The organism is Rhizobium sp. OAE497, from assembly GCF_040546565.1.
Lineage (GTDB): Bacteria > Pseudomonadota > Alphaproteobacteria > Rhizobiales > Rhizobiaceae > Rhizobium.
Map to the genome: position 1 here is coordinate 431,865 of NZ_JBEPOA010000003.1, position 23,406 is coordinate 455,270.

21 protein-coding genes and 2 pseudogenes are annotated in these 23,406 nt (G+C 59.7%); 16 read left to right on the forward strand and 7 right to left on the reverse strand.

Annotated elements, in window-relative coordinates:
- Positions 1–5 precede the first annotated feature (5 nt).
- Positions 6–269 carry a SemiSWEET family sugar transporter gene (locus tag ABIE40_RS28665; RefSeq protein WP_199628524.1) on the forward strand — a complete coding sequence of 88 codons (264 nt, stop codon included), beginning with the start codon at positions 6–8 and terminating at the stop codon, positions 267–269.
- Between the two features lie 48 nt (positions 270–317).
- Positions 318–914: a cyclodeaminase/cyclohydrolase family protein gene (locus ABIE40_RS28670; protein ID WP_183795994.1), complete on the forward strand. Its 597-nt coding sequence runs from the start codon at positions 318–320 to the stop codon at positions 912–914.
- Positions 915–1,040: 126 nt separating this feature from the next.
- Here the strand turns inward: ABIE40_RS28670 and ABIE40_RS28675 are convergent, their stop codons facing one another.
- The 5 genes from ABIE40_RS28675 to ABIE40_RS28695 all read right to left on the reverse strand — a co-directional run bounded on the left by ABIE40_RS28675 (position 1,041) and on the right by ABIE40_RS28695 (position 7,266).
- The gene (locus ABIE40_RS28675) at positions 1,041–1,586 is read right to left on the reverse strand and encodes a DUF4142 domain-containing protein (RefSeq protein WP_199628523.1); all 546 of its coding nucleotides are present in this window, start codon (positions 1,584–1,586) and stop codon (positions 1,041–1,043) included.
- 23 nt (positions 1,587–1,609) lie between these two features.
- Complete coding sequence (locus ABIE40_RS28680) at positions 1,610–2,788, reverse strand: alpha/beta hydrolase (protein WP_354541216.1); 1,179 nt, start codon at positions 2,786–2,788, stop codon at positions 1,610–1,612.
- Complete coding sequence (locus ABIE40_RS28685) at positions 2,706–4,502, reverse strand: YbhB/YbcL family Raf kinase inhibitor-like protein (RefSeq protein WP_199628521.1); 1,797 nt, start codon at positions 4,500–4,502, stop codon at positions 2,706–2,708. Before ABIE40_RS28685 ends, ABIE40_RS28680 begins: the two co-directional genes overlap by 83 nt.
- 126 nt (positions 4,503–4,628) lie before the next feature.
- The gene (locus tag ABIE40_RS28690) at positions 4,629–6,416 is read right to left on the reverse strand and encodes a thiamine pyrophosphate-requiring protein (protein WP_199628520.1); all 1,788 of its coding nucleotides are present in this window, start codon (positions 6,414–6,416) and stop codon (positions 4,629–4,631) included.
- 178 nt (positions 6,417–6,594) lie between these two features.
- On the reverse strand, positions 6,595–7,266 hold the full coding sequence (locus ABIE40_RS28695) for a DUF6766 family protein (RefSeq protein ID WP_354541217.1): 672 nt from the start codon (positions 7,264–7,266) through the stop codon (positions 6,595–6,597).
- 104 nt (positions 7,267–7,370) lie between these two features.
- Here ABIE40_RS28695 and ABIE40_RS28700 point away from each other — a divergent pair, with 104 nt between their 5' ends.
- Complete coding sequence (locus ABIE40_RS28700) at positions 7,371–8,480, forward strand: flavodoxin family protein (RefSeq protein ID WP_199628519.1); 1,110 nt, start codon at positions 7,371–7,373, stop codon at positions 8,478–8,480.
- 29 nt (positions 8,481–8,509) lie between these two features.
- Positions 8,510–8,896, forward strand: coding sequence for a VOC family protein (locus ABIE40_RS28705; RefSeq protein ID WP_199628518.1), 387 nt, complete (start codon positions 8,510–8,512; stop codon positions 8,894–8,896).
- Positions 8,897–8,979: 83 nt separating this feature from the next.
- On the opposite strand, the pseudogene ABIE40_RS28710 reads toward ABIE40_RS28705, so the two are convergent.
- Positions 8,980–9,473 (reverse strand): annotated as a pseudogene (locus ABIE40_RS28710) (SDR family NAD(P)-dependent oxidoreductase); the annotation flags it as partial.
- 304 nt (positions 9,474–9,777) lie between these two features.
- Here ABIE40_RS28710 and ABIE40_RS28715 point away from each other — a divergent pair.
- On the forward strand, positions 9,778–10,035 hold the full coding sequence (locus tag ABIE40_RS28715; protein ID WP_354541218.1) for a hypothetical protein: 258 nt from the start codon (positions 9,778–9,780) through the stop codon (positions 10,033–10,035).
- A 65-nt stretch (positions 10,036–10,100) separates the two neighbouring features.
- Positions 10,101–10,868 (forward strand): GGDEF domain-containing protein, encoded by a 768-nt coding sequence (locus ABIE40_RS28720; RefSeq protein WP_199628517.1) that lies wholly within the window; start codon positions 10,101–10,103, stop codon positions 10,866–10,868.
- A 269-nt stretch (positions 10,869–11,137) separates the two neighbouring features.
- Here the strand turns inward: ABIE40_RS28720 and ABIE40_RS28725 are convergent, their stop codons facing one another.
- Positions 11,138–11,377 carry a response regulator gene (locus tag ABIE40_RS28725; protein ID WP_199628516.1) on the reverse strand — a complete coding sequence of 80 codons (240 nt, stop codon included), beginning with the start codon at positions 11,375–11,377 and terminating at the stop codon, positions 11,138–11,140.
- 356 nt (positions 11,378–11,733) lie between these two features.
- Between ABIE40_RS28725 and ABIE40_RS28730 the strand changes: the two genes are divergently transcribed.
- The 10 genes and pseudogenes from ABIE40_RS28730 (at position 11,734) to ABIE40_RS28775 (ending at position 23,156) form a co-directional block, all read left to right on the forward strand.
- Entirely contained in the window at positions 11,734–13,542 is a 1,809-nt protein-coding gene (locus tag ABIE40_RS28730) for a methyl-accepting chemotaxis protein (protein WP_354541219.1), read from the forward strand.
- 3 nt (positions 13,543–13,545) lie between these two features.
- Positions 13,546–14,967: a chemotaxis protein CheW gene (locus ABIE40_RS28735; RefSeq protein WP_199628514.1), complete on the forward strand. Its 1,422-nt coding sequence runs from the start codon at positions 13,546–13,548 to the stop codon at positions 14,965–14,967.
- Entirely contained in the window at positions 14,964–16,061 is a 1,098-nt protein-coding gene (cheB, locus tag ABIE40_RS28740; protein ID WP_199628513.1) for a chemotaxis-specific protein-glutamate methyltransferase CheB, read from the forward strand. Before ABIE40_RS28735 ends, cheB begins: the two co-directional genes overlap by 4 nt.
- Complete coding sequence (locus ABIE40_RS28745) at positions 16,061–16,927, forward strand: CheR family methyltransferase (protein WP_199628512.1); 867 nt, start codon at positions 16,061–16,063, stop codon at positions 16,925–16,927. The genes cheB and ABIE40_RS28745 overlap by 1 nt, the downstream gene beginning before the upstream one ends.
- Positions 16,928–18,889 (forward strand): chemotaxis protein CheA, encoded by a 1,962-nt coding sequence (locus ABIE40_RS28750; protein ID WP_199628511.1) that lies wholly within the window; start codon positions 16,928–16,930, stop codon positions 18,887–18,889. It begins immediately after the preceding gene.
- Positions 18,886–19,167 (forward strand): hypothetical protein, encoded by a 282-nt coding sequence (locus ABIE40_RS28755; RefSeq protein WP_199628510.1) that lies wholly within the window; start codon positions 18,886–18,888, stop codon positions 19,165–19,167. Before ABIE40_RS28750 ends, ABIE40_RS28755 begins: the two co-directional genes overlap by 4 nt.
- A gap of 62 nt (positions 19,168–19,229) precedes the next feature.
- The gene (locus tag ABIE40_RS28760; protein ID WP_199628509.1) at positions 19,230–19,613 is read left to right on the forward strand and encodes a response regulator; all 384 of its coding nucleotides are present in this window, start codon (positions 19,230–19,232) and stop codon (positions 19,611–19,613) included.
- Positions 19,610–20,239 carry a chemotaxis protein CheC gene (locus ABIE40_RS28765; RefSeq protein ID WP_199628508.1) on the forward strand — a complete coding sequence of 210 codons (630 nt, stop codon included), beginning with the start codon at positions 19,610–19,612 and terminating at the stop codon, positions 20,237–20,239. The genes ABIE40_RS28760 and ABIE40_RS28765 overlap by 4 nt, the downstream gene beginning before the upstream one ends.
- A gap of 12 nt (positions 20,240–20,251) precedes the next feature.
- Positions 20,252–21,766 carry a sensor histidine kinase gene (locus ABIE40_RS28770; protein ID WP_199628507.1) on the forward strand — a complete coding sequence of 505 codons (1,515 nt, stop codon included), beginning with the start codon at positions 20,252–20,254 and terminating at the stop codon, positions 21,764–21,766.
- Between the two features lie 222 nt (positions 21,767–21,988).
- A pseudogene (locus ABIE40_RS28775) lies at positions 21,989–23,156 on the forward strand (IS110 family RNA-guided transposase).
- Positions 23,157–23,406: the final 250 nt, after the last annotated feature.

The window sequence follows — 23,406 nt, forward strand, 5'->3', positions numbered from 1 at the left end:
GGCGAATGGATACTACCTTGCTGATTGGCTACCTAGCGTCTGTGTGTTCCGTGACCAGCTTCCTGCCGCAGGTCTGGAAAGTCATAAAAACAGGCGATACCGCCGCGATCTCGGCGCGGATGTACATGCTGACGGTGTTCGGCTTCGCCTTGTGGTCTGTCTTTGGCATCCTGCGCGGCGAGTGGCCAATCATTCTGACCAATTCGATCTGCTTTTGCCTGTCAGGTTACATCCTCATCCGAAAGCTCCGCGCGAATGCGGAGGGCTAGATTGCAAGTTGAATTCGATTTCGAGTATCTCAAGAGATGGAGCGGTCCATGAAACTGCTTGACATGCGGCTTGGAGATTTGCTTTCCCAAATCGGGCAGTCGAAGCCTTCTATCAGCGGCAGCACCGCGTCGCTAATCGCGGGCAGGTTGGGCATCGCCATGATAAGAATGGCTCTGGCGGTATCGAGCGAGCATGGCACCAACAACGACCTGGTCATTGAAAGGCTGGATTCGATCTCTGCTCGCTTGATCGAAGCGGCAGAACAGGACCGCGCAGCGGCACTGTCGTTCATCGAAGCTCTCCGGGAGGAGGCTACCCCTGTTGATCGTCGTCGCGCAATCACTGGTGCGACGCTTGAGCCGCTGTCCGCAGCTCATGTTCTGATCGAACTGCTCGAGCACGCAGTTGACGCAGTGAGTGGTGTCGAACCGTCGGTAGCCAGCGACTTTTTCGGCGGCGTCGAGTTGATCGGCGCGAGCTTTTCCGGCGCTATGATGGCGGTGGAGAGCAATCTGAAGCAAGACGCGGCTGAAGATCTCAGCAGCCGCACGCTTCAGAACCGGGCAGGCCTGCGAGCTCGGCAGAATGCTGCCATGGCCACCCTTCGGTTACGTAGAAGGGCGGCGGGCCTCTATTTGTCTTAAGGCAGGCAACCGAGCTGTCAGCGCGGCTTCGTTTCCATGACAGCCGTTGCCCCGTTCGCTTTGCCAATGGAGCTTCCCACCTCTGCCATCAAGTCGTCGGATCGAAGATTTGTGCTTACCCCTATTTTATTGCTCGGAGATCAGCATCTTGACGTGAGCGAGATGCGTCTCGAGACTCGGAAGAGTTTCCTTGGCAAAGCCTATCAGTGCCTGATCGTCGCCGGATCCGGCAAAGGTTCGAAACAGAGCGACGGCCTCGATATGCGCCTGGGCCTGCATGTCGAGATAAAGCGCGTCGAAATCCTTGCCTTTCGCGGCCTGGAGCTGATCCAGCATCTTCTGCTGTTTCGGGGCGAGTTTTATGGGCTCGGCGGGAGCCGCGTCCTTGGACGCAAGCGTCGCCTTCAGCTTCTCGCCGGCCTTTTTATGGTCAGAGATGATCATGTCGGCTGCCTGCTTGATGCCCTGTTGTTGGGCATTCTGCTTCGCGAGCTCGCTGGAGCGGATCTCGAATTCGTTGGCGCTTGAAACGACTTTGACGAAGGTGGGCCGGTCAACGACCATCATCGGCGAGGCATCGCCGGCGGGCTTGGGTTTGATCTCCTGCGCTGCAAGCGGCTGTGTGACGAGCAAGACCGACAAAGCGGTCATCATCAGTGTGCGGTGTTTCATGAGGGGCTCCATTTGGCCGCTGTTCATTTGCGTTTGGCGAAGGCTTTGGCGAGGTCCGCGTTGGCCGCATCGACGGCCTCCTTGGCCTTGTCGATCACCTTGGCCATGCCGAAGAACTCGTGGGTTACCCCCTCGTAATTGATGAGGTTTACCGAAACCCCAGCCGCCTTCATCTTGTCGGCATAGGCCTGGCCTTCCGAACGGAGGGGGTCGATCTGGGCGGTAATGACCGTCGCCGATGGAAGGCCCCTCAGATCGTCGCGGCCGACGAGGTTGATGCGAGGATCGGCGGTCTGGTCTTTCGACTTGAAGACATGTCCGACGAACCATTCCATGTCCGCTTTTCCGAGCGGCGCGGCATTGGCATTTTCCTGGTAGGATGGTGTATTCATATCGTTGCCGGCGATTGGATAGACCAGCAGCTGATGAACCGGCATTGTCGTCTTCTTTGCCTTCGCCATCAAAGCGACGTTCGCCGCGAGGTTAGCGCCAGCACTTTCTCCAGCGACGGCGATACGACTTGCATCTCCATTCAGCGTGTGAACGTTTTCGACAGTCCATGTGTAGGCCGCCCATGCGTCATCGTGCTGAGCCGGGAATTTGCTCTCCGGCGCATGGTGATAGTCTACCGATACCACGATCGCTTTCGTGCCGAGCACCAGCGCTCGCGGTGTCGCGTCATAGGTGTTGATGTCGGCAACGACCCAGCCACCGCCATGGAAATAGAGGACCACCGGGAAAGGACCGGATCCTTCAGGGATATAAACGCGTGCGGGCAGTGCGCCGCCGCCCGTCGGGATGGCAATGTCCTTGGTCGCGACTTTGCCCTCCGGCAGCGCCGAGATTTTCTTGTCGCGCTGCACGGTGCGTGCCGCGTCGGCAGCACTCGCTTGGGTGCGAGCCTCCGGAACGCTCAAGGTGTGCAGCGGCTTGGCGTCCAGCGCCTTCAGCGCGTCAAGCACGGCCTGCATCTGCGGGTCGGGCTGTGCTTGCTGAGCCTGCGCGACTGCTGCCGTGGAACCGATGATGATCGCAAGTCCCGCGACCCTGAGAGTGTTGAGTGAAACGAGCATGACATTTCCTGAACATGAGAGCGGGGAATGAGAGACGAAGATCGCGTCACTGTTTCGGTGGCTCGAACTTCTGCTGATAGACGCCGACCAGTTCACCCTTGGCCAACACGTGGCCAGCAGCGGCTGCAAGGAACGCATCGCGGTCGGAGGTCGGCGGAATATCCAGCACCGAGTCCAGCGCCAGGACCTGGAAGTGATAGTGATGGGCAGCGTCCCCGACCGGTGGCTTGGGTCCGAAATAACCATGCGTGCCGGAACTGTTGCGACCTTGCAGGACGCCTTCCGGTTCCACCAGGCGTAGCTGCTCTTGCAGCCCTTCGGGCAGGCTTGTGACGGAGGCGGGAATATTCCACGCCACCCAATGCACGAACGGCTTGATCGGGTGGGAGTCCGGGTCTTCCATGACAATCGCATAGGAGGCCGCACCCGGTACGCTCTCCCAGCGAAGAGCCGGAGAAACGCCGTCGGCATATTCACTGTGCTTCAAAGGGATTGCACCGTTCGTCGCGAAAGCCGCGGACGATACTTTGATCGCGCCCTTGCCATCGGTCTCGGGACGATCCTTGGAAAGCGGAACACCGACGCCCTTGTCAGCCTGTGCCTTCATTGCCTCGGCAGGGACTGCCTTACTCTCGGCGACCTTCTCAGCATTGCCGGTATAGGCGACGCGGTAGATCACACCGTTGGCGTCGTCGGCCATCAGCAGCGAACCATCTCTGGCGATGGCAAGACCGACTGGACGGGCGAAATGCGTCTTGCCGCCGTCGGTCAGAAAGCCGGTCAGAAACGGCTCGATCGACTTCGGCGCGCCGTTTTCGAAATGAATGCGGACGATTTCATAGCCGGACGCCGGATTGCGGTTCCATGAGCCACGCATCGTTGCGAAGGCGTCGCCAGCATACTCCGCCGGAAACGACGTGCCGCTGTAGAACTTCAATTGCATCGGCGCAGCGTGGGCGGCGTAGCCCATGACCATTGGCTGGCTTTGATCGCGCCATTGCTCCTTTGTCAGGCCGCCGACCGGCGTCGACTGCGGATAGATGTCGCCTTTTCCATAGACATGGGGCCAGCCATATTGCTTGCCCATCTCCAGCTTGTTCAGCTCTTCAGGCTGCACCTCGTCGCCGAGCAGATCGATGCCATGGTCAAGGCCCCAGAGTTCGCCGGTCTGCCGGTTCCAGTCGAAACCGATAGTGTTGCGAAGTCCGGAGGCAAAGATCGTGCGGCTCTTGCCGTCAGGCGACACCCGCAGCATCGTGGCGTTCTCGGCATTGCTTTCGTTGCAGGCGTTACAGGTCGAGCCGACGCTGATATAGAGCATCCCATCAGGACCGAAAGCCATCACCCGGTTTGGATGCTGGCCCGCATCTGGCAGATCGCCGATGATCATTTCCAGCGGCCCGAGGGTGCCGTCTTCCTCGATGTCGGCGACGAAGACCTCCTTGACGGTGACGAGATAAAGTTTGTTGTCCTTGATCGCCAGTCCGTGCGCCTGCGCACGCGCTACAACCTGAATAGGCGCCTTATCGGCCTTTCCGTCTCCGTCCTCGTCCTTGAGAAGCAGAACATCCCCTTCCTCCCGTCGGCTGACGTAGACAAAGCCCTCGTTGGAGACGGCGATGATGCGGCTGTTGCCCAAGCCTTGCGCGAACGGCTGGACGGAAAAGCCTTCGGGGACTTTGAGCTGGCCAATCCGCTCGCTCGTTGGAGCGACCTTGTTGGGTTTGAACACGTTGGTGGTGATCTGGACCTCGGTTCCGTCTCCCTGCTGCGCGTCGGCTACAGTGACTAGCCAGAGCGTCGCCGCCGCGAACGCCGCGACGCGTGTAAGTCCAGTGTTCATCAGAAGTTCTCCCATGAGTTTGGCTGCAAACTTCTGGAAGAGCCGATTGTTCCAAGCGCATGGAATTCCAAGAGCAACGTCACACCACAAGAGCGACCCGCCAACCCTCGGGGATGACCGAGCGTTTCAGTCGTGCTTTCCCGGCAAGATCGAACTTAGGACCTGCCGCACCGTGCCGCGAATGACGCCGCCCTGGTTGGGGTCGCCCCTCACCAGCGTCGATGTCAGGTTTTGCACCTGTTCGAAGGTCAGGTGCGGTGGCAGCGGCGGGACTTCGGGATCGGTCTTGACCTCGAGCAGTACGGGCCGATCGGCGGCAAGCGCCTCGTCCCAGGCTGGTCCGACGTTCTCCGGCCGATCGACAAAGATGCCCTTCAAGCCGATCAGCTCGGCGAAGCGGTGGTACGGCACATCCGGGATCTTTTGCGATGCCTCGAACTTGGGATCACCCTCCATCACCCTTTGCTCCCACGTCACCTGGTTGAGGTCTTCATTGTTGAAGACGCAGATAATGAAGCGCTGATCGGCCCAGGTCTGCCAGTATTTGGACACCGTGATCAGTTCGGCCATGTTGTTCATCTGCATGGCACCATCGCCAACCAGACCGATGATAGGCCGGTCCGGGTGAGCGTATTTCGCCGCGATGGCGTATGGAACGGCGGCGCCCATCGACGCCAGTCCGCCCGACAGCGATGCCATCATGCCCGGCCGCATTTTGATGTCACGGGCGTACCAGTTGGCGCACGAGCCGGAGTCACTGGTCAGGATGACATTGTCCGGCAGGCGGGCCGACAACTCCCACGCGACCAGTTGAGGATTGACGGGGTTGGCCTCCGCGTGAGCGCGCTTGTCCAGAAGCTCCCACCAATCAGTGACGCTCTTTTCGATTGTGCCGCGCCATTTGCTGTTTTTCTGATCGAGCAGCGGCAGAAGCGCCTTTAGCGTTTCGGCTGCGTCGCCGACGAGGTTGACATCCATCGGATAACGAAGTGACAGCATGCCGGCATCGATGTCGATCTGCACGGCTTTTGCCTGCCCCTCTTCCGGCAAGAATTCCGAATAGGGAAAGCCGGAGCCGATCATCAGCAGCGTGTCACAGTCACGCATCAGGTCCCAAGACGGTTCGGTGCCTAGCAGACCGATCGAGCCCGTGACCCACGGCAGTGTATCCGGTAGGGCCGCCTTTCCGAGCAGAGCCTTTGCGGCTCCGGCGCCCAGACGGTCCGATACGGCGATAACCTCGTCCGTTGCACCAAGTGCACCCGCTCCGACCAGGATTGCGACTTTCTCGCCGGCATTGAGAATATCGGCAGCTGCCTGCAAGTCCTCCTGATGTGGGATGATCCTTGGCGCCCGATAGCCGAAGCCGGAATGGACAGTACCGTGCGCACGCTCCGGCTCCTCATAAGGCATCTCTTGCAGGTCATTCGGCAGGATCAGCGCGGTCACCGTCCGCTTTGAAAGTGCCAGCCTCGCGGCGCGATCGACCAGATGTCGGACCTGTGCGGGGGTCGATGCCTGGTGAACGAAGTCGCGGGCGACATCCTTGAAGAGGGCTGCAAGATCCACCTCTTGCTGGTAATGCCCGCCGATGGCGCCCCGCGCCTGCTGTCCGACAATGGCAAGCAGCGGCTGATGGTCGGCGCGCGCATCGTACATGCCAGTGACCAGATGGGTCGCGCCCGGCCCAGAGGTTGCGATGCAGACGCCGAGCTCGCCGGAGAATTTCGCGTAGGCCGATGCCATGAAGGCGGCCATCTCCTCGTGCCGAGCCTGGATGAATTCGATTTTGTCGCTGGCGCGGTTCAAGGCCCCGAACACGCCGTTGATCCCGTCGCCCGGGTAGCCGAACATGCGACGTACACCCCACGAATAAAGGCGGGAAACGATGAAATCGCCGACAGTTTGCGCCATGAACTTACCTTTCTCTGTTCTCGGTATCGGCAGCTAACCTGCCTGGATTGAAGATGGTTCCGAGTGTTCCGCCATGGTGGGCACGATGTCCCAGATCGATCAGACTTAATTAGAGGATAAAGCAGCGCTGAACAGGCGGTCGCGGTTACGTTTGCCGGTCTCTATTTCGGCTTTCAGTCTACTTGCCTGTTTTTGAGTGCGGCGCAGAGACAGACTTGGATTCAGGTGAGCCTCGAAAGCGCAGGAAGATCGACAGGACGACAAGGGCGCCGGTGGACATGAATTCGCACTGCCAGTTCTGGAAGGATTCGAACCAGAACTCCGCTTCGCCCAGGTGCTCCCAGTAACCGACTTGCGGCTGGCCATGAAGCAGGGCCTCCGCGTTGGCCTTTTCCCAACTGAAGGTGAGATGCAGAAAAATCGTACCGAGGAAGATCAACACGAGGACGATCCCCAGCGAATAGGAGTAAAGCCAGCGCACGAGCTTGCCGCTGCGAACCGGCCAGGGTGAAGCCGGGTTTGATCCAGGCGCGTCGTCGTCCTGATCTTGTGGTTCGTCCGGGTCCCTCGACTCGGCCGACCCTCGCTGGATCAGAAAGGCGGTAAACATGACGTAAGCCGCCTTTTCCGGAAATTCGCTCTCCCAGTTCTCGAACAGTGTCGAGAGGAAATGGCCCGAAGTCAGGTAGTAGACGGCGCCGATCGCGGCGCGGCCGCGCTCGGCCAATTCCCGATCGTAGACCTGCCATCCCGTCAGAAACATCGCGGCGATGAGCACAACTGTGATGAGAAAAGCACTATCGACAGGCTGTTGTTCTTCCAGATCACCGATATTCCTCCCATAGTTCACTGCAGACTCGAAATAGGCTCAATCGGCGACGGTTCCGGTTTGAGCGGAAAGAACATTCTAGAGCAAATCGCGTTCTCTTACGGAACTGCGACAGGAGTATTCCTATGGTGCCGGAAGACAACCCTACCAACTTCGATCCGATCCTCTCACCGCGAAAGGGGATGCCCAGTCCCAGACTCGATGAAGGTGAATTCAAGGCGCGCTACCTCAAGCAGTTCGAGGATCCCGGCTTCGAGCCACTTCAGGCACAGCTGGCCGACATCGCGAACGCTGCCTGGGACGCTTACAAGCATTCCCGCAAGAGCCCGCATACGCAGAAGGCTGGGCCTGGATATTCCGACCCGGATTACGATGTCTCGGTCGACTGGATCGCCGCGAAACAGGCAATCGACGACGCCAAGGCGCGACACGACGACAAAGCGCTGGCACCGCGCATCCTGCTCATCAACGGCTCCGCGCGCAGCGAGCACACCTGTCCTGGTGAGGAATCGAAATCCTATCGGATGGTCGAGATCGCCAAAGCATCGATCGAAGAGAAGGGCGGAGTCTACGTCGATATCCTTTCGCTCGACCGGCTCGCCTCCGAGTACGGACGGCACATACATCCCTGCAAGGCATGTTTCTCAACCTCGCCGGCGCTCTGTCATTGGCCCTGCTCGTGCTACCCCAACCACAGTCTTGGACAGGTCCAGGACTGGATGAACGATATCTATCCGCTTTGGATCGCAGCGCACGGCATCATGATCATCACCCCCGTCAACTGGTATAGCCCAACCTCGCCTCTGAAACTGATGATGGATCGTCTCGTCTGCGCCGACGGCGGTAATCCTGATCCGACGAGCACTCAGGGCAAGGACGCGGCAGTCGCCAAAAAGATGGAGATGGAAGGCTGGGACTATCCCCGCCATCTTGAGGGGCGCCTCTTCTCCGTCGTCGTCCATGGCGACACAGAGGGTGTTGAGAATACGCGGCGAGGCCTCGTCGACTGGCTTCGATCCATGGATCTGGAGTCGGCCGGTGCGCGAGCGGAGATCGACCGTTACATCGGTTACTGGAAGAACTACGCCGAAGGCCATGCCGACTTCGACAAGGACGAGGGGATGCAGGGTGAGGTCGAGAACGCCGCGCTCACCTTGAGAGAGGCCGTGCTCGCAAAACGCGAGGGGCGAATGATCGCCGCCGGATCGCAACTGCAGCAGCCTCGCGAGAAGTAAGAGAACCACACTACTTTATGGACTGAATGATGTTTGCGCATATTCAGCTGGGCGCCCGTGACGTCGATCGCTTGGTTCCCTTCTATGATGCGGTACTCGCGGAACTGGATATCGGCCGGACAAGCCATTCGCCCGAGGCGGGCTTCGTCTGGTCGAAAGGCGGCAGGTGGCCACAGTTCGTCATCCGCGAACCCTATGACGGGCTTCCTGCAAGCTCCGGGAACGGAACGCAAGTCAGCTTTCTGGCAGACAGCAGGAACGCGGTCGAAAGAGCGTGGGATACTGCTGTTCGCTCCGGCGGATCCGATGAGGGCGGACCGGGCCTGCGCACACGCTATGCTCCCGACTTCTTTGCGGCATACTGCCGGGATCCGGAGGGCAACAAGCTGTGCTTCGTGTTCACCGATACCGCATGAACAATTCGCGAGGTCACGCGACATCGGTGCTCGTCTTACTGGGCTTACTTTTCGCCGGAGCCGGGCTCCGCCTATTTCGCATGCTAGTGGGCAAGGACACTCGCGGGCGTGACATTGGCAACGGCTGCCTGCAGTTTGTTCTTCCAGCCGCTGACAACATCGCCTTCCCCGTCCATCATGGTGTCGAAGCCAATCCGGGCAACTTCTGCAGGATCGTCCTTCTTCGCCTGGCCGATCGACGTGTCCATCAGGTCGGCGCGCTTGAAGAATTCGGTCTCCGTCGCCCCCGGCATCAGGCAGCTGACAGTGATGCCGCTGTCCTTCAATTCCTCGCGAAGGGCAAACGAGAAGCTGTTTATGAACGCCTTGCTGCCATTGTAGACCGCCTGATGGGATCCCGGCATAAAGCCGGCGATCGATCCCGTCAGCAGAATGCGCCCCTCTCCGCGACTGCGCATGAGATTGCCCACTTGCTGTACGAGATAGATCGTGCCGACGATGTTGGTGTCGACTACCTTTGGTGCAGCGGCGAAGTCCTGGTCGAGAACCCCTTGCCGAGGCCGCGGCCGGCATTGGCCTGTTTTACCCTCTCGCTGGGAGGCACCTTCCGCAACGCTTGGGCAGGCCATACCCTACAGACGTATTCGGACGGGGCACCGATGTCGGCACCGTGCTGACTGCAGTGAGCGTATTTGGCATCGCGACCTCGTTCATCTTCCCCTTCGCGCTATTGATGGCAGGGCCGCACGATTGTTACCGCAACTTACATCGTCGGCGCTCTTAGCGCGGCTCTCCTCGCCTGTTGGCCGGACGCGAGCATCGCCGCAGCATCTGCTGGACTGGCTATCCTATATGCGATGGGCAACGTTCATCCGGTGGTGATGACCGAAGCACAGGCGATACCGCCCGGCCGAATGCGCGGCATAGGACTTGGCGGGCTCAACACTCTCGTGTTCCTGGGCGTGTCATCATCGTCTTCAATATTCGGCGGCGTTGCGGATTTCTCTCTTAGCGCAGCGGTGACATATGGTTTGATCTTCGGCTCAACGGCAGCAGCGCTAGCGATCGCCCTTGCGATCTACGCGGCATGTCGTCAGCGGGCGGTCGGGGCAGCAGACGTCGCCGCCGCTGTGGACTGATCTTAGATCATGCACGGGTTTGCCACTGCTCCGTACGAAACTGTCAATCGGGATCGAGGGCAACGTTGGACGAGTTTCGATCTGCGGGTCCAGGAGACACCAGCGACGTCGAAAAACGAAGCTATCGCCCTTTTGGGCATCACAGGGCAAAGCTGTCGCCACGCACTGGCGTATTCGTGCCGAAGCAGCCAGTCATTGACGGGCTCAAGCTCACTGCTTCCCGGGCAGGCATGAACCCGTGCAGTGTCCTCGATGTCGAGGTCATCCTCGACGTATCGGCACGCGTCAGGCAACAGCGTGAAATCGAAAGCGCACTGAAGGCGTCCGCGCGCATGGACGCGCTGACCGGCCTCCCCAATAGGGCGGCGTTCGACGAGTTCCTCGCTGATGCCGTCGATCGCAATCTGAAGAACGACCGGAAACTCGCTCTGGCGTTCATCGACCTCAACAAGTTCAAGACCGTCAATGACGCGCTCGGGCATTCAGCCGGCGGCGAGGTCCTCAGGATCGTTGCCAGCCGCCTGCGAGACAGCTTCCGGGCCACGGACTTCATAGCCAGGATCGGCGGAGACGAATTCGTGATCATGCTTGACATGGACCGCAGGATTGCCGGCGATCTGCAGTCTCACCTGAAGGAGACAATGGAGCGGGTGTTCAAGCCCATCCCAATTGGTGGAGAACTTACTTTCACGGGCGCGGCTGGTCGGGGTCACGTTCCTGCAGGCCGGCGACACGGCGCAGTCCTATGTCGAGCGTGCGGACGAATATATGTACATCGCCAAGAACACCGGGGATCGCGTTGCCGTCGTGTGTTTCGGCCAGATCCTCGATAGTCAACCTAAACCGAAATTTGAGAAAAGGGCGGCCAACAACATCTGACGCCGGCGACGGAAGTGGACTGCGGTCGAGTTGCTACGTCGCTCGACGAAGCGACGCTAAGCCGAAAGTCGTGAGGAACGCAGTGGACGCTTACATGTTCTCGACGTACCACGCCGGCGTTCGGGCCCTACCTCTTCGTTCTTGATCAGAACGCTTCCAAGCCGGGTCATCCGATGGAAAATCGTGGGTTTCTTGTAAGGCCGTGACATTGGACAGGCCCATACTAGGCGTCGACGCCGGGGCTGTCGTCAAGGCAATCGAAACGGATGGATATTACTTGGTCTCGAGATGAGCCGGCGCTATTGTAAGGCTTCTGCTCAAATACTGCCCGCGATCGCTGGCCGTCAACTGTGTGCCGCTGCTTGCCGGAGGCGACGATGATTTCGATCGGCGGCCAGCGGTTACGCAACGTTTCTGCCATGTTCAAACCATTCACGCTGCCCGGCATGTCGATGTCGGTCACGTCAACCCGTATAACGGAAATCACGGCGAGACGGAGGATAGCCTCGTCGGCGTTCGACGCTTTTAACGCTTCAAACCCCGCATCCGCGAAGAGGTCGACCGCCGAAGCAGCCGCGAATTATTTCATATGGAGTTGAAAGGTTTGCGTTGAGCGCGTCTTTGCGCCATAGACAGAATATCAAGAGCAATTTCTTGCGTTGCAAGCTCAGCTCACACGATCACGAGGTTGAACGCATGGCACTGGTAAAAACCTCTCAATTGGGCGCCAAGACAAATTCCTCGAAGGTCGATCCGAAAGTAGCTGTGGCAGAGCCAAATACCAAATTGGTCAACAGACGTTCGCAGGATCGTTCGCGCGTGCGACAGCAGCAGGCCGCCGAGCGCATTGGTGCTGCGACAGAACAGCTCGCGACGGGCGTGGCGGAAGCGGCCGCAGCCGCAGAAGAGTTGCGCCGGGCGCTGGAGCAGATCGCCAGTGGGGCTGAAGAAGCGGCAGGTGCGGCGCATGAGTCATTGTCCGCCACCACACACCTTTCGGCGCGGTTCTCGGAAGCTCGAACAGAGGCCGAAGCCGCACGGCGTCGAACCGACGAACTACAGACCTCAGTCTTCGAATCCGCCGCACAGATCGATGCTTCCATTTCCGCGATTGACGCCAATGCGGCACGACAGATCGCATCCGTCGCAGTCATCGACAGGCTGCAGTCCCACGCGGAAAGCATTGGGACAACAACCGTCGCAGTGGCCGATATCGCGGACCGGACGAATCTTCTAGCGCTCAATGCCGCGATCGAGGCAGCGCGGGCCGGTGATGAAGGTCGAGGTTTTGCCGTAGTTGCAGACGAGGTGCGAGCGCTGGCGGAAATTGCCGAGCGAAGCTCCCGCGATGTCAACCAACATGCCGAGACGATCGTCGATGGCGTTCGCCGCATTGCCAACGGTATCAAGTCGGCGGCCTCCAAGGCGCAGGAACAGACGCTGGCCGGCCGCGGGGTCGCCGCCGAACTGCAAGACATCCGCTCGGGCCTTTCAGTCCTTTCGCAAAACAGCCAGATGATCCTCATTGCCGCCGTCGAGGCCGAGGTAGCGACACGGGAGGCGCAGAAAGGCGCGGAGGCTGTGGCGGCCGCGGCCGAAGAACAGTCGGCCGCGGCGGCGGAAGCACAGCGTGCGGTCCAGCAACAGAGCGCAGCCCTTGAAGAGAGCCAACAGACGGCACAGTCGCTGGCAACGCTTGCCGACGACCTGATGAACGAAAGCGGTAGGGCGTCACGAACCGAGGAACTGAGTTCGGCGGCAGAGGAGCTGTCCGCAACAGTCCAGGAGCTTTCCGGGGCGGCCGGCGAAATTCTCATTGCGATCGAGCAGATCAGCCGAGGGGCGGAAGCGCAGGCGGCTGCCACGCAGCAGGCCAATGCGGCCATGACACAGATCGAGAAGAGCGCTTCCCAGACGCAGGGGAGCGCCGAGCAGGCAAGCCAGCGCTCCGAGGAAATCAAGACGTTCCTAGCAAGAAACAAGGCCGGCCTGAACGGTATCGCGGCCGGCGTTTCCGATGCGTTGGGCGAAACGCGGAATGCCTTGAAGGAATTGAATTCGCTCGGTGAGATCGGTTTCCAGATCGAGCGCACGGTGGACCGGATCGTGCTCGTCGCGGTGCAGACCAGCATGCTGGCGGTCAGCGGTTCGGTGGAAGCGGCAAGAGCCGGCGAGGCGGGTCGCGGTTTTGCGATCGTCTCCACGGATATCCGCAAGCTCGCCCAGGATGCCGCCGAGAATATCGATGGTGTCAAGGATGTCGTGCGGCAGATCCAGATGCAGATCGCCGCCGTGCAGCGGGAACTGGAAATGATTGTCGTGGCCTCCGAGGCCGAGATCGCCAAGAACAAGCAGATCGTCGACCGGCTGGTCGCGGCGGAAGCCGATGTGAACCTGATGGTGCGCGGCAACGCATCAATCCTCGATGCGACGCAGGCGATCCTCGTCGCCGCCAAGCAGGTTCAGGCCGGAACACAGCAGATCGCTTCTGTGGCGCAGGAGGCGAGTGCCACCTCCGAACAGGCGGCGACGGCAGCCCGGCAGCAATCTCGCGGGGCAGAGGATCTGGCGGCAGCCGTCGAGGAAATCGCATCGCTGGCGGACGAACTCCAGATGTCCGGAAACTGAGCCATGGCAGGGTCATCCTCCCCGGCGGATATCGATCGGCGGCGGCTGGTATTCCGGGTCGGAGAGCAGAGCCACGAGATCGACGCGGGCCATGTGATGGAGGTCGTGAGGGTGCCGCATATCACCCGGGTGCCGCATGGCCCCGAGGCGCTGGCGGGTATTGCCAATCTACGCGGCAAGCCGGTCCCGGTCCTGTCGATGGGTAAGGTCCTGAACGGCAGCCATAGTGTCCGCGGCGACGGCAAGATCATTGTTTACGATCACGGCGGCGCCGTCGGCCTTCTCGTCGATGACGTGCTGCGGCTTTCAGCCGATGCGACAGCCGCACCGCTTCAGGATCTGAATGGCCTGCTGGACGCCGCGTTCAAGATGACGAGGCGCGCGCCGTCTGAACGGACCGCCCTTGGCGACCATGGTAAAGAGTTGGAGGCGAGCGCTCAGCTCATCGCCTTGCTCTCGTTCCGCGTCGCCGGGCAGCTCTACGGCCTGCCGCTTGACGATATCCGCGAGGTCGCGACGTTGACCGGCGATATCGCTGTCATTCCGAATGCCGCGGCGGCGACGATCGGTCTTATTCCGATGCGAGACAACCTTCTGCCGCTAATTTCACTGGCATCGCTTCTCGGCCTTGATGGCGCGCATTCGGTGGTCGGGGGCTCCCGAATCATCGTCGTCGAGCATGAGGGTGATCTGGTCGGTCTGGTCGTCGATGGCATGGATGTCATTCGTCGTCTTCCGGAGGATGCCATCGATACGGTCCCGGCCGTGCTACAGCGCGGGCGCGGCGATGCGCAGATCGAGGCGATCGGCCGGATTGCCGATGGCGGATTGCTGATCTCCATCCTGTCGCCGGAAAAACTGTTCGGCCACCATGCCGTCACCCAGGCGATCGGCCAGAATACAGGAGCCAAACCGATGGGAACGACACGGGAGAGGCAGGACACGTTTGAGCAGTTCCTGATCTTCCAGCTCGGTGACGAGAATTACGGCCTGCCGATCGGATCGGTCGACGAGGTCGTGCGGGTTCCGAACGAGGTCACCCGCATGCCCGGCGCGCCGGCCTTCGTGATGGGCGTCATCAACCTGCGCGGCAAGGCCATTCCGCTGATCGACCAGCGCACCCGTTTCGGCACACCGGCCCAGGCGCAGACGGCCAAGGCACGCGCCATCATCGTGACGCTCGGCACGCTGCAGGCCGGTTTCGTGGTGGATGGCGTATCGGAAGTGAAGGCCGTTTCCTCGGCCGCATTGTCGGCAGCGCCCGAATTTTCATCGGACCAGACGGATGTCTTCGATCGTATCGCCCATATCGAATCCGACGGCCGCATGATTCTGCTGATCGATCCGCAGGAGCTTTTGAGCCGGGCGGAGCGGGATATCGTGGCGGCGATCGCCGATGACAAGACGGCGGTGGCCGGTCCGTGATCCGTCTTCTCATCGTCGAGGATTCCGCGCTGATGCGGAAACTGCTTGGCCAGATCTTCACTGCCGAAGGGGATTTCGAGATCGCATTTGCCCGCGACGGTACTGAAGCCCTGAAGGTCATTTCGAGCGTCCGGCCCGACGTGGTGACCCTTGATATCCATATGCCGCTCATGGATGGGCTCGCCTGTCTCGATCGTATCATGCTCGAACATCCATGCCCGGTGGTGATGGTCTCGTCGCTGACGGAGGAAGGTGCGGAAGAGACCCTGGCGGCGCTGGAGATCGGCGCGGTCGATTTCATTGCCAAGCCCGGCGGCGCGATTTCGCTGTCGATCGACGAACTGACCCCGCGTCTCGTCGAGAAGGTCCGGATCGCCGCAAGCGTACGTATCCGGCGCAGCCGCCGGCTTGCAGAACGCGTCCGTCTTGCGCAATCAGGCCCGGTAAGGCCGGCGGTCACACCCCTCACCCGCCATATCGCGTCTCCCCGGCCAAGTCGTGACCCGAGGCGCGATTCCACACGTGCCGGCCTCGTACTGATCGGCACGTCGACAGGCGGTCCTCCGGCACTCGATGCCGTGCTTGCCGATCTGCCGGCCGATTTCGCCTGGCCGATCGTGGTCGCACAGCACATGCCTGCTTCGTTTACAGGGCCACTCGCCCGGCGTCTCGACAAGCTGTGTGAGCTGACCGTCAGCGAGGTGGCCCAGCAGATTAAGCTTGAGCCGGGCAATATCTATATCGCCAAGGGGGATGCGGATATCGTCATTTCCTCGCGCGCCGGGTCGCTGGTGGCAATAGCTGCGCCGAGCGACCCAGCCTATCGGTGGCATCCGAGCGTCGACCGGATGGTGCGCTCGGCGATGAAACATGTACCGGCAACCGATCTCGTCGGCATCCTCATGACCGGCATGGGAAATGACGGCGCCGCCGCCATGGCCGATCTACAGGCGGCCGGCGGTTACACAATTGCCGAATCCGAAGAGACGGCGGTCGTCTGGGGCATGCCGGGAGAGCTGGTGCGCCTCAATGGCGCGAGCGACGTCAGGCGCGTCGAAGACATCGGGGCCTCATTGCTGGATCGGGTCTGCTGATGGTGACCCCTCCGACCAACTCGAGAAATTTTGGTGCCGACCCGCTTTCTGGGGCCGATCTCGAGGAAATCTGCGCCATCATCTACCAGCGCAGCGGCATGGTGTTCGGCGAAACCAAACGTTATTATATCGAACGCCGGGTCACCGATCTTATCAGCCAGCGCAAGGCCCAGTCGGCCAGGAACTACATTTCCATATTGCGCGGCGACCTGCGCGAGACCGAGCTGCTGATCAACAGCTTCACCGTCAACGAGACCTATTTCTATCGTGAGCAGCACCAGCTTGCGTGCCTCAGCAATTCCGTCCTGCCGGATTTGATCAGAGCGAAAGGGCCGGGCGATCGTATCCGCATCTGGTCCATGCCCTGTTCGAGCGGCGAGGAACCCTATTCGATCGCCATCTGGCTGCTCGAAAACTGGCCGCTGGTGGACGCCTATAATATCGAGATCATCGGCTCGGATATCGACACCGCCATCCTGCGGCAGGCGGTGGACGGCTATTACGGGCAGCGGTCGCTTTCCAGGATTCCGAAGGATATCCTCGACCGGTATTTCGAGCCGGAAAAAGATCAGCAGCGCCGGCTGATCGGCGATTTGCGGGAATCCGTCACCTTCGCCAAGGGCAATATCGTCGATCGGCCAAGCCTTGCGGCACTCGGGCGTTTCGATGTCATATTCTGCCGCAACCTGCTGATCTATTTCGACGAGGCGGCACGTGAAATCGCCGCCAGCAATATCCATGAACTGCTCTATCCCGGCGGCTATATCTGCCTCGGCCATACGGAATCCATGTCGCGCATTTCGGAGACTTTCGAGCCGGTCCGCTTTCCCGACGCCATCGTCTATCGAGAGGCGGGAGACAAATGAATGGATGAATTGATCGCCCAATTCGCCATCGAGGCGCGCGAACTGGTCCAGCAGGCCTCGGAAGATCTCCTGTCGCTGGAGGCCAATCCGCGCCAACGCGAAAGTCTGGAAAGCGCCTTCCGGGCGATCCACACGCTGAAGGGTTCGGTCGGCCTTTTCGATTTCGGCCCGATGCTCGGAATATTGCACCAAGCGGAAGATCTTCTGTCGCAAGCGCGCGCCGGCAAGATCGTCGTGGACGCGACGCTGATCGATCCGCTTCTTGCGGTGATCGAATGGGTCGACAGCAGCATAGAAGGCATTTCCGAGACCGGGCGTCTTTCCGAAGCGCAGGAGAAGCAGGCACCAAGGCTTCTGAGGCTTGTGAGCGGCGAAATGACCGAGCGCGACGCCGGGGAGACTGCCCTCGCGCCTACGGCAATTCCAGACTGGGCGCTAACACTGCGACAACAGGTTCCCGGAGCGGATGCGGGGACAACTCTCATCGCCATTCGCTACGAACCGCATCCCGAATGTTTCTTTAACGGCGACGATCCGCTGGCGACGATATCGCGGCTTTCCGACCTCAGGCATCTGGCTCTTTCGCTCAGGGAACCTCGACCGGCGCCGCAGGATTACGATCCGTTCCGTTGCAATCTGCTGATCGAGGCCGTTTCGGGCGGTTCGCTGGCGGAGGCGGAAGGCGTGTTCCGGCTGATCCCCGATCAGGTCAAGCTTTTCACCTTGCCCGGAGCACCTGGCGAACAGGCAACCGCTCAGCCGGAAGCATCGCCCGACCGCGCCGCGGATCGTCAATCGACAACTATGCGGGTCGATTCCGCGCGCATCGACAAGCTGGTGGAGATCGCCGGCGAGCTGATCACCGCCAAAAACGGCCTCGTGCCGCTGGCGGATGAAGCGCGCAGCCACGGCAATGGCCAGCTCGCGAGACGCATCCTCGCCAACCACCACGAGTTCGAGCGTCTGGTCGCCTCGCTTTACAGCGCCGTTACCCAGGCGCGGATGATCCCGCTTGAACACACGTTCCGACGTTTTCCGCGGCTGGTGCGGGAAACATCGGCAAGGCTCGGGAAAGCGCTCGACCTGATCATCGAGGGCGAGTCTGTGGAGGCGGACCGGGAAATCGTCGAAAACCTGTTCGAACCCCTACTGCATCTCATTAGAAACGGTCTCGACCATGGCATCGAGCCGGAAGCCGACCGGCTGAAGCAGTCCAAACCCGCCAGGGCTCGCCTCCTGCTGCGCGCCCGTCAGCGCGGCGACCAGATCGAGATCGACGTGGCCGACGATGGCCGCGGCATGGATCCACAGCGGGTTCGGGCGACGGCGATCGATCGCGGTCTAATTTCGGAAGGCCAGGCATCAGCTCTCTCCGACCGGGACGTTCTGCAATTCGTCTTCGCGCCCGGCTTTTCCACCGCGTCCTCGGTCTCCGATCTGTCGGGACGCGGGGTCGGCCTCGATGCGGTTCAGAGTTCCGTGAGGAGGCTTGGCGGAACCCTCGAGCTGCAAAGTACGGTCGGTGCGGGCACGTCCTTCGTTCTGAAGCTGCCGGTCAGTTTTTCGATGACGCAGTTGATGGTCGTTCAGGTCGGCGATGAACGTTATGGCATCCCCATTTCGGATGTCATCGAGACTCAAAAGCTGCCGGCGAGCGCTGTTCAATCCGTTCGGGCGGGCAAGGCCTTTGTGCTGCGCAACCGGACGATACCCCTGCTGCATCTCGGCGAACTCCTGCAATCGCAATTGCCTAGCGCGCATTCGAACGACCTCAAGGTACTGATCGTGCAGGCCGGGGAAGACCAGATCGGTGTCGCCGTCGATGCGATTGCCGAGCGTGCCGAGACATTGACCCGGCCGCTCGCCGGCCTGCTGCAGGGCGTGCCCGGAATTGCAGGGACGACGCTGCTCGGGGATGGCAAGGTTTTGCTTGTGCTGAACATGGAGGAGTTGGTGAAATGACCACAAGTTTTAGTGATGGCGTTATCAACCTCTCCGGAAAATGCGGTATCGACGAAGCGGAGGCGCTCGTCAGCTATCTCAGCAGTCATCCGGAGGCCGTTGTTGATGTGGCGGCAGCGACTGAAATTCACACAGCGCTATGGCAAACGCTTATGATGTTCATGCCAACGGTCTCGGGTTCTCCCGTATCACCTTCAGCGGCCGCCAACCTATTGCCTTGCCTGCTTGATTTTTTGAAGCAAGGCTCGAAAGCCACGGTGGCAAACTTGCAGAGCTAGGCGCGGCCTCGTACAGATGGTATCTCTGGCTTACAAAGCCTGCGAAATGGATGGAGCATCGAATGGCAGTCACTGTCCTCATGGTGGACGACAGCAAATTAGCCCGGATCGTGGCTGGCAAGGCGATTGCGGCATTGCAGCCTGACTGGACACGCGTTGAGGCAGGAAACGCCGCCGATGCCCTGGAAATTGTAGGCTCTCGCCGGATTGATGTTGCGGTATTGGACTTCAATATGCCGGACAAGGATGGTCTTGAGTTGGCAAAAGAACTTCGCGCCTTGCATCCGAACATGCCGATTGCCGTCATCACAGCAAACGTTCAGGACGAAATCATTGCCGCTGTTCGGGCGCTGAATGGCACCTTCGTAGCCAAGCCAGTTACCGAAGAGGCTCTAAGCGGCTTCATTTCCGGTGCAGCGCTCCGGTTTAGGAACGCCGATCTATGAGCGATGCTACACTAACCCTCGACGATCTTGAACGTGATGCGCTGACCGAGCTCGTCAACATCGGCGTCAGCCGTGCGGCGGCAAGTTTGCGCAAAATGGTCAACAAGCACGTCATCCTGTCCGTCCCGTCCGTCGAGATTGTCACTCGGAAATCTGCAGCCTCTCTGATTGGTCAACGGGAAAACGAAGGTCTCATTGCGGTTCACCAACAATTTGAAGGCCCTTTTTCCGGCCGCGCTCTTCTGATCTTTCCTGAAAGCAACGGGCTCTCCCTCGTTCGTGCCATTGTCGGCGATGAGATGGGAGAAGCCGACCTTGCCGATATGGAAGAAGAAGCACTTGCGGAGACCGGCAACGTCATCCTGAATGGTTGTCTTGGCTCGATGGCGAACATGCTGCAGCACACGCTGAAGATGTCGTTACCCGGCGTTCGCCGCGGGAACAGTACGATTTTGTTCGACGTCCTTGACAACACCAGCGACCAAAGCTTCGTGTTGTTTCTCTACATCAACTTTTCCGTCCAGGACCGACAAATTCGCGGGTACATCGCGATGCTGATGGACCTTCCGTCTCTGGAGAAGCTTAAGAAACTTATCGCGGATTTCATCGATCGGGTAATGGCGTGAACGGGGAAATCGTTGTCGATCATCAAAAACCCTGGCGGTAGCGGCCAGTCCGAGCTTGAGCGCATGCGTGATGATATTGTCGTCGCGCGTCGGCAACTGGAACTCGCTCTCGATGTTGCCGGAGCGCCGTGTGCCTGGGAATGGGATATTCGACGCGACAGGCTGGTGGCTGATGCTCGGTTCGCGGCAATCACCAGACAGGACTCTGCCGCGCTTGCGGGCGGCACATCGACAAACTGCTTCTTCAACTCGATCCATCCTGATGACCTGAAGCGGGTAAAGCTTGCCGTTGCAGGGATGATGGCGGGCTCTGAAATTTTCTCCAAAGACTACAGGCTGTTGAAAGACGATGGCGGGTACAGGTGGGTCCACGCCAATGGCCGCGCGATATTCGATGAGGATGACAACCCGACGATGTTCGTCGGTAATCTGGTCGACGTTACGGAACAAAAGCGGATCACCGAGGAGCTTCGTGTTGCTCAGACTGCTGGAGGTATCGGCACGTTTGAACACAGGGTGGGATGGGCGACGATCACCGTCTCAGAACAATTTTGCCGTTTGTTTGGGCTCCACCCCGCTCGGGTGATCCCGGTTGCCACCTTGAATGAGCTCATTCATCTCGACGATAGAAGGATAATCGACCTTAGCTTTCCCGATGACCACCAGGACGTCAGCAGCCGTGAATTTCGAATAAGACGCGCCGATAACAATCAGGAGCGATGGCTAACGCGTCGCGGCGAATACGTCGATGACGTTGATTCTGCAGGCCAGCGCTACGTCGGGGTCGTGTACGACGTCACCGACGCCAGGCAGGTGCGCGACAAGTTGCAACAAGTCAACGACGAGTTAGCCGGTGTTGCGCACGAACGGGAACAGTTCATTGCTGTGCTCGGCCACGACCTGCGGAACCCGCTCGCGTCCATGTCGGCCGGTTTGCGGGTGATTTCAAAAGACGTGACCGACCAGCGTACGACACGGGTCTTGCGCCTTATGGGCGAAAGCGTACAGCGCATGAGCAGCCTGATAGACGATCTGCTGGATCTCGCTCGCGGGCGTCTTGGAGACGGTATTTCCCTTAATATAACGAAGGGTGGTCGGGTCGAGCCGCTCCTCGCGAGGATCGTCAACGAAATACTGGTCGCGCATCCTGAGCGGATCATCGAAACCGACTTTGATGTGCATCGGACTGTTGATGTGGATCACGCTCGGTTGGAGCAAATGGTTTCCAATCTCCTGGGGAATGCCATCACGCATGGCGCGAGCGGTAAGCCCATCACGCTTTCTGCCAAGACGGAAGGCGACCTGTTCGAGCTTGTAATACGCAACGGCGGCACGAGAATCCCAGAGGCCATCATGAAGCGGCTGTTTCAGCCATTCTCTCGCGGAGAAGAGAACTCGAACAAGCAGGGCCTGGGGCTCGGACTCTACATTGCGAGCGAAATCGCAAAGGCGCATGGTGGGTCCCTCAGCGCAACTTCCGACGACGCGTCAACCTGCTTTATCTTCAGAATGCCCTTAGACTGCTAATGAAACCCGACGATCATGGAGGCAGGCCGCATAGCACGGCTTTTTGACATTATCCTCTTGAGGGATGCCGCAAGATTGCCTGCCAGCTCGTCGAGAACGCAATAATTCGGACCGATTGGAGACTTCTTACAAAACACCATGGTCTTGAGATCCCATCAGGGGTGAGTAGCGGCCTGCACCGTGGCAGAGTGAGGTCGCTAGAGAACTCTCTGGAGGCTAATCATGCCGATAACAGCAGATCAAACTCAAGCGCAGACCACTACCCCCGTCGATCTTGGCGCAATATTCGTCTCGTTGGAATTGAGCAAATCGACATGGCTGATAACAGCTCTGTCACCTGGCAGCGAGAAGATGTCGCGCCACACCGTCACTGGAGGGGATATCGCTGGCCTGTTCACGTGCTTTGCAGCGCTTCGCCAGAAAGCCCAGCGACGCAAGGACAAGCTTTATCCGCTGGTGGTGATCCAAGAGGCCGGACTTGATGGCTTCTGGCTGGGGCGAGTTCTCAGCAAGGAAGCCTGGATCGAGAGCCACATTGTAGAGGCGGCATCCATTGCCATGCCACGTCGACATCGTCGGGCGAAGACCGATCGTATTGACGGCGAAACGCTGATCCGCGCCTTAATGGCATGGAAACGTGGCGAGCCCCGTGCGTGCTCAATGGTCAAGCTCCTTACACCGGAGGAAGACGACAACCGACGGCTTGGACGGGAGCGGAAAACGCTAATTGCCGAACGTGTCTTCCACGTCAATCGCATAAAGGGGCTGCTCTTCACGCAAGGAATTCGGGATTACCAACCTGTCAATCGAGATCGCCGTCAGCGTCTGGAGGAGCTTCAGACTGGCGATGGTCGGCCCGCTCTCAAAACATTTGAAAGCAGAAATCTGCAGAGAACTCGATCGCCTCGAATTGTTGATCACCCAAATCAAGGCTGTTGAAGCCGAGCGAGAAGCCTTGATCGTTCAGGAGACGCCGGAAACGCCGAAAGGAGCGACCGCGCTTTTAGGCATCAAAGGAATAGGCCCAGAGTTCGCTACGATACTCTACACCGAAGGGCTGTTCCGACACTTCGACAATCGACGGCAAATCGCGTCCTATGCGGGCCTTGCGCCCTCCCCCTGGCAAAGCGGTAACGTCAATCGCGAACAGGGCGTGTCTAAGGCGGGTAATCCGCGTTTGCGAGCCACCATGGTCGAGCTCGCCTGGCTATGGTTACGGCATCAACCGAAATCGGCGCTAGCAATATGGTTCAAAGAGCGCATCGCTCAGAACGCCGGCCGCTTAAAGACGCCAATGATTGTTGCACTCGCGCGTAAGCTGCTCGTGGCCCTTTGGAAGTATGTGAGCTCCGGCGTCGTGATCGAAGGTGCGATCATGAAAACCGCCTGAAACACAAACTGCTGCGAAACACAGTTTCTAATCCTCAGGGCCTGATCAGCCCTGACGGATCCAGGTGAACGGACCGGGAATCCTTTTGGCCTATAAATGCCGATCTTGAGTTTGGTCCCGTTCTCCTGAGCCCGTGCCCGTCGAATGTGGGATAATGGTGCAGCCGCGTGAGAGCGGCGACCGGATGTGAGGTTGTATAGGCCCGAGAACCGGGCCGGTAATTGCTATGGGCTCAGACCGTGGATCCGCG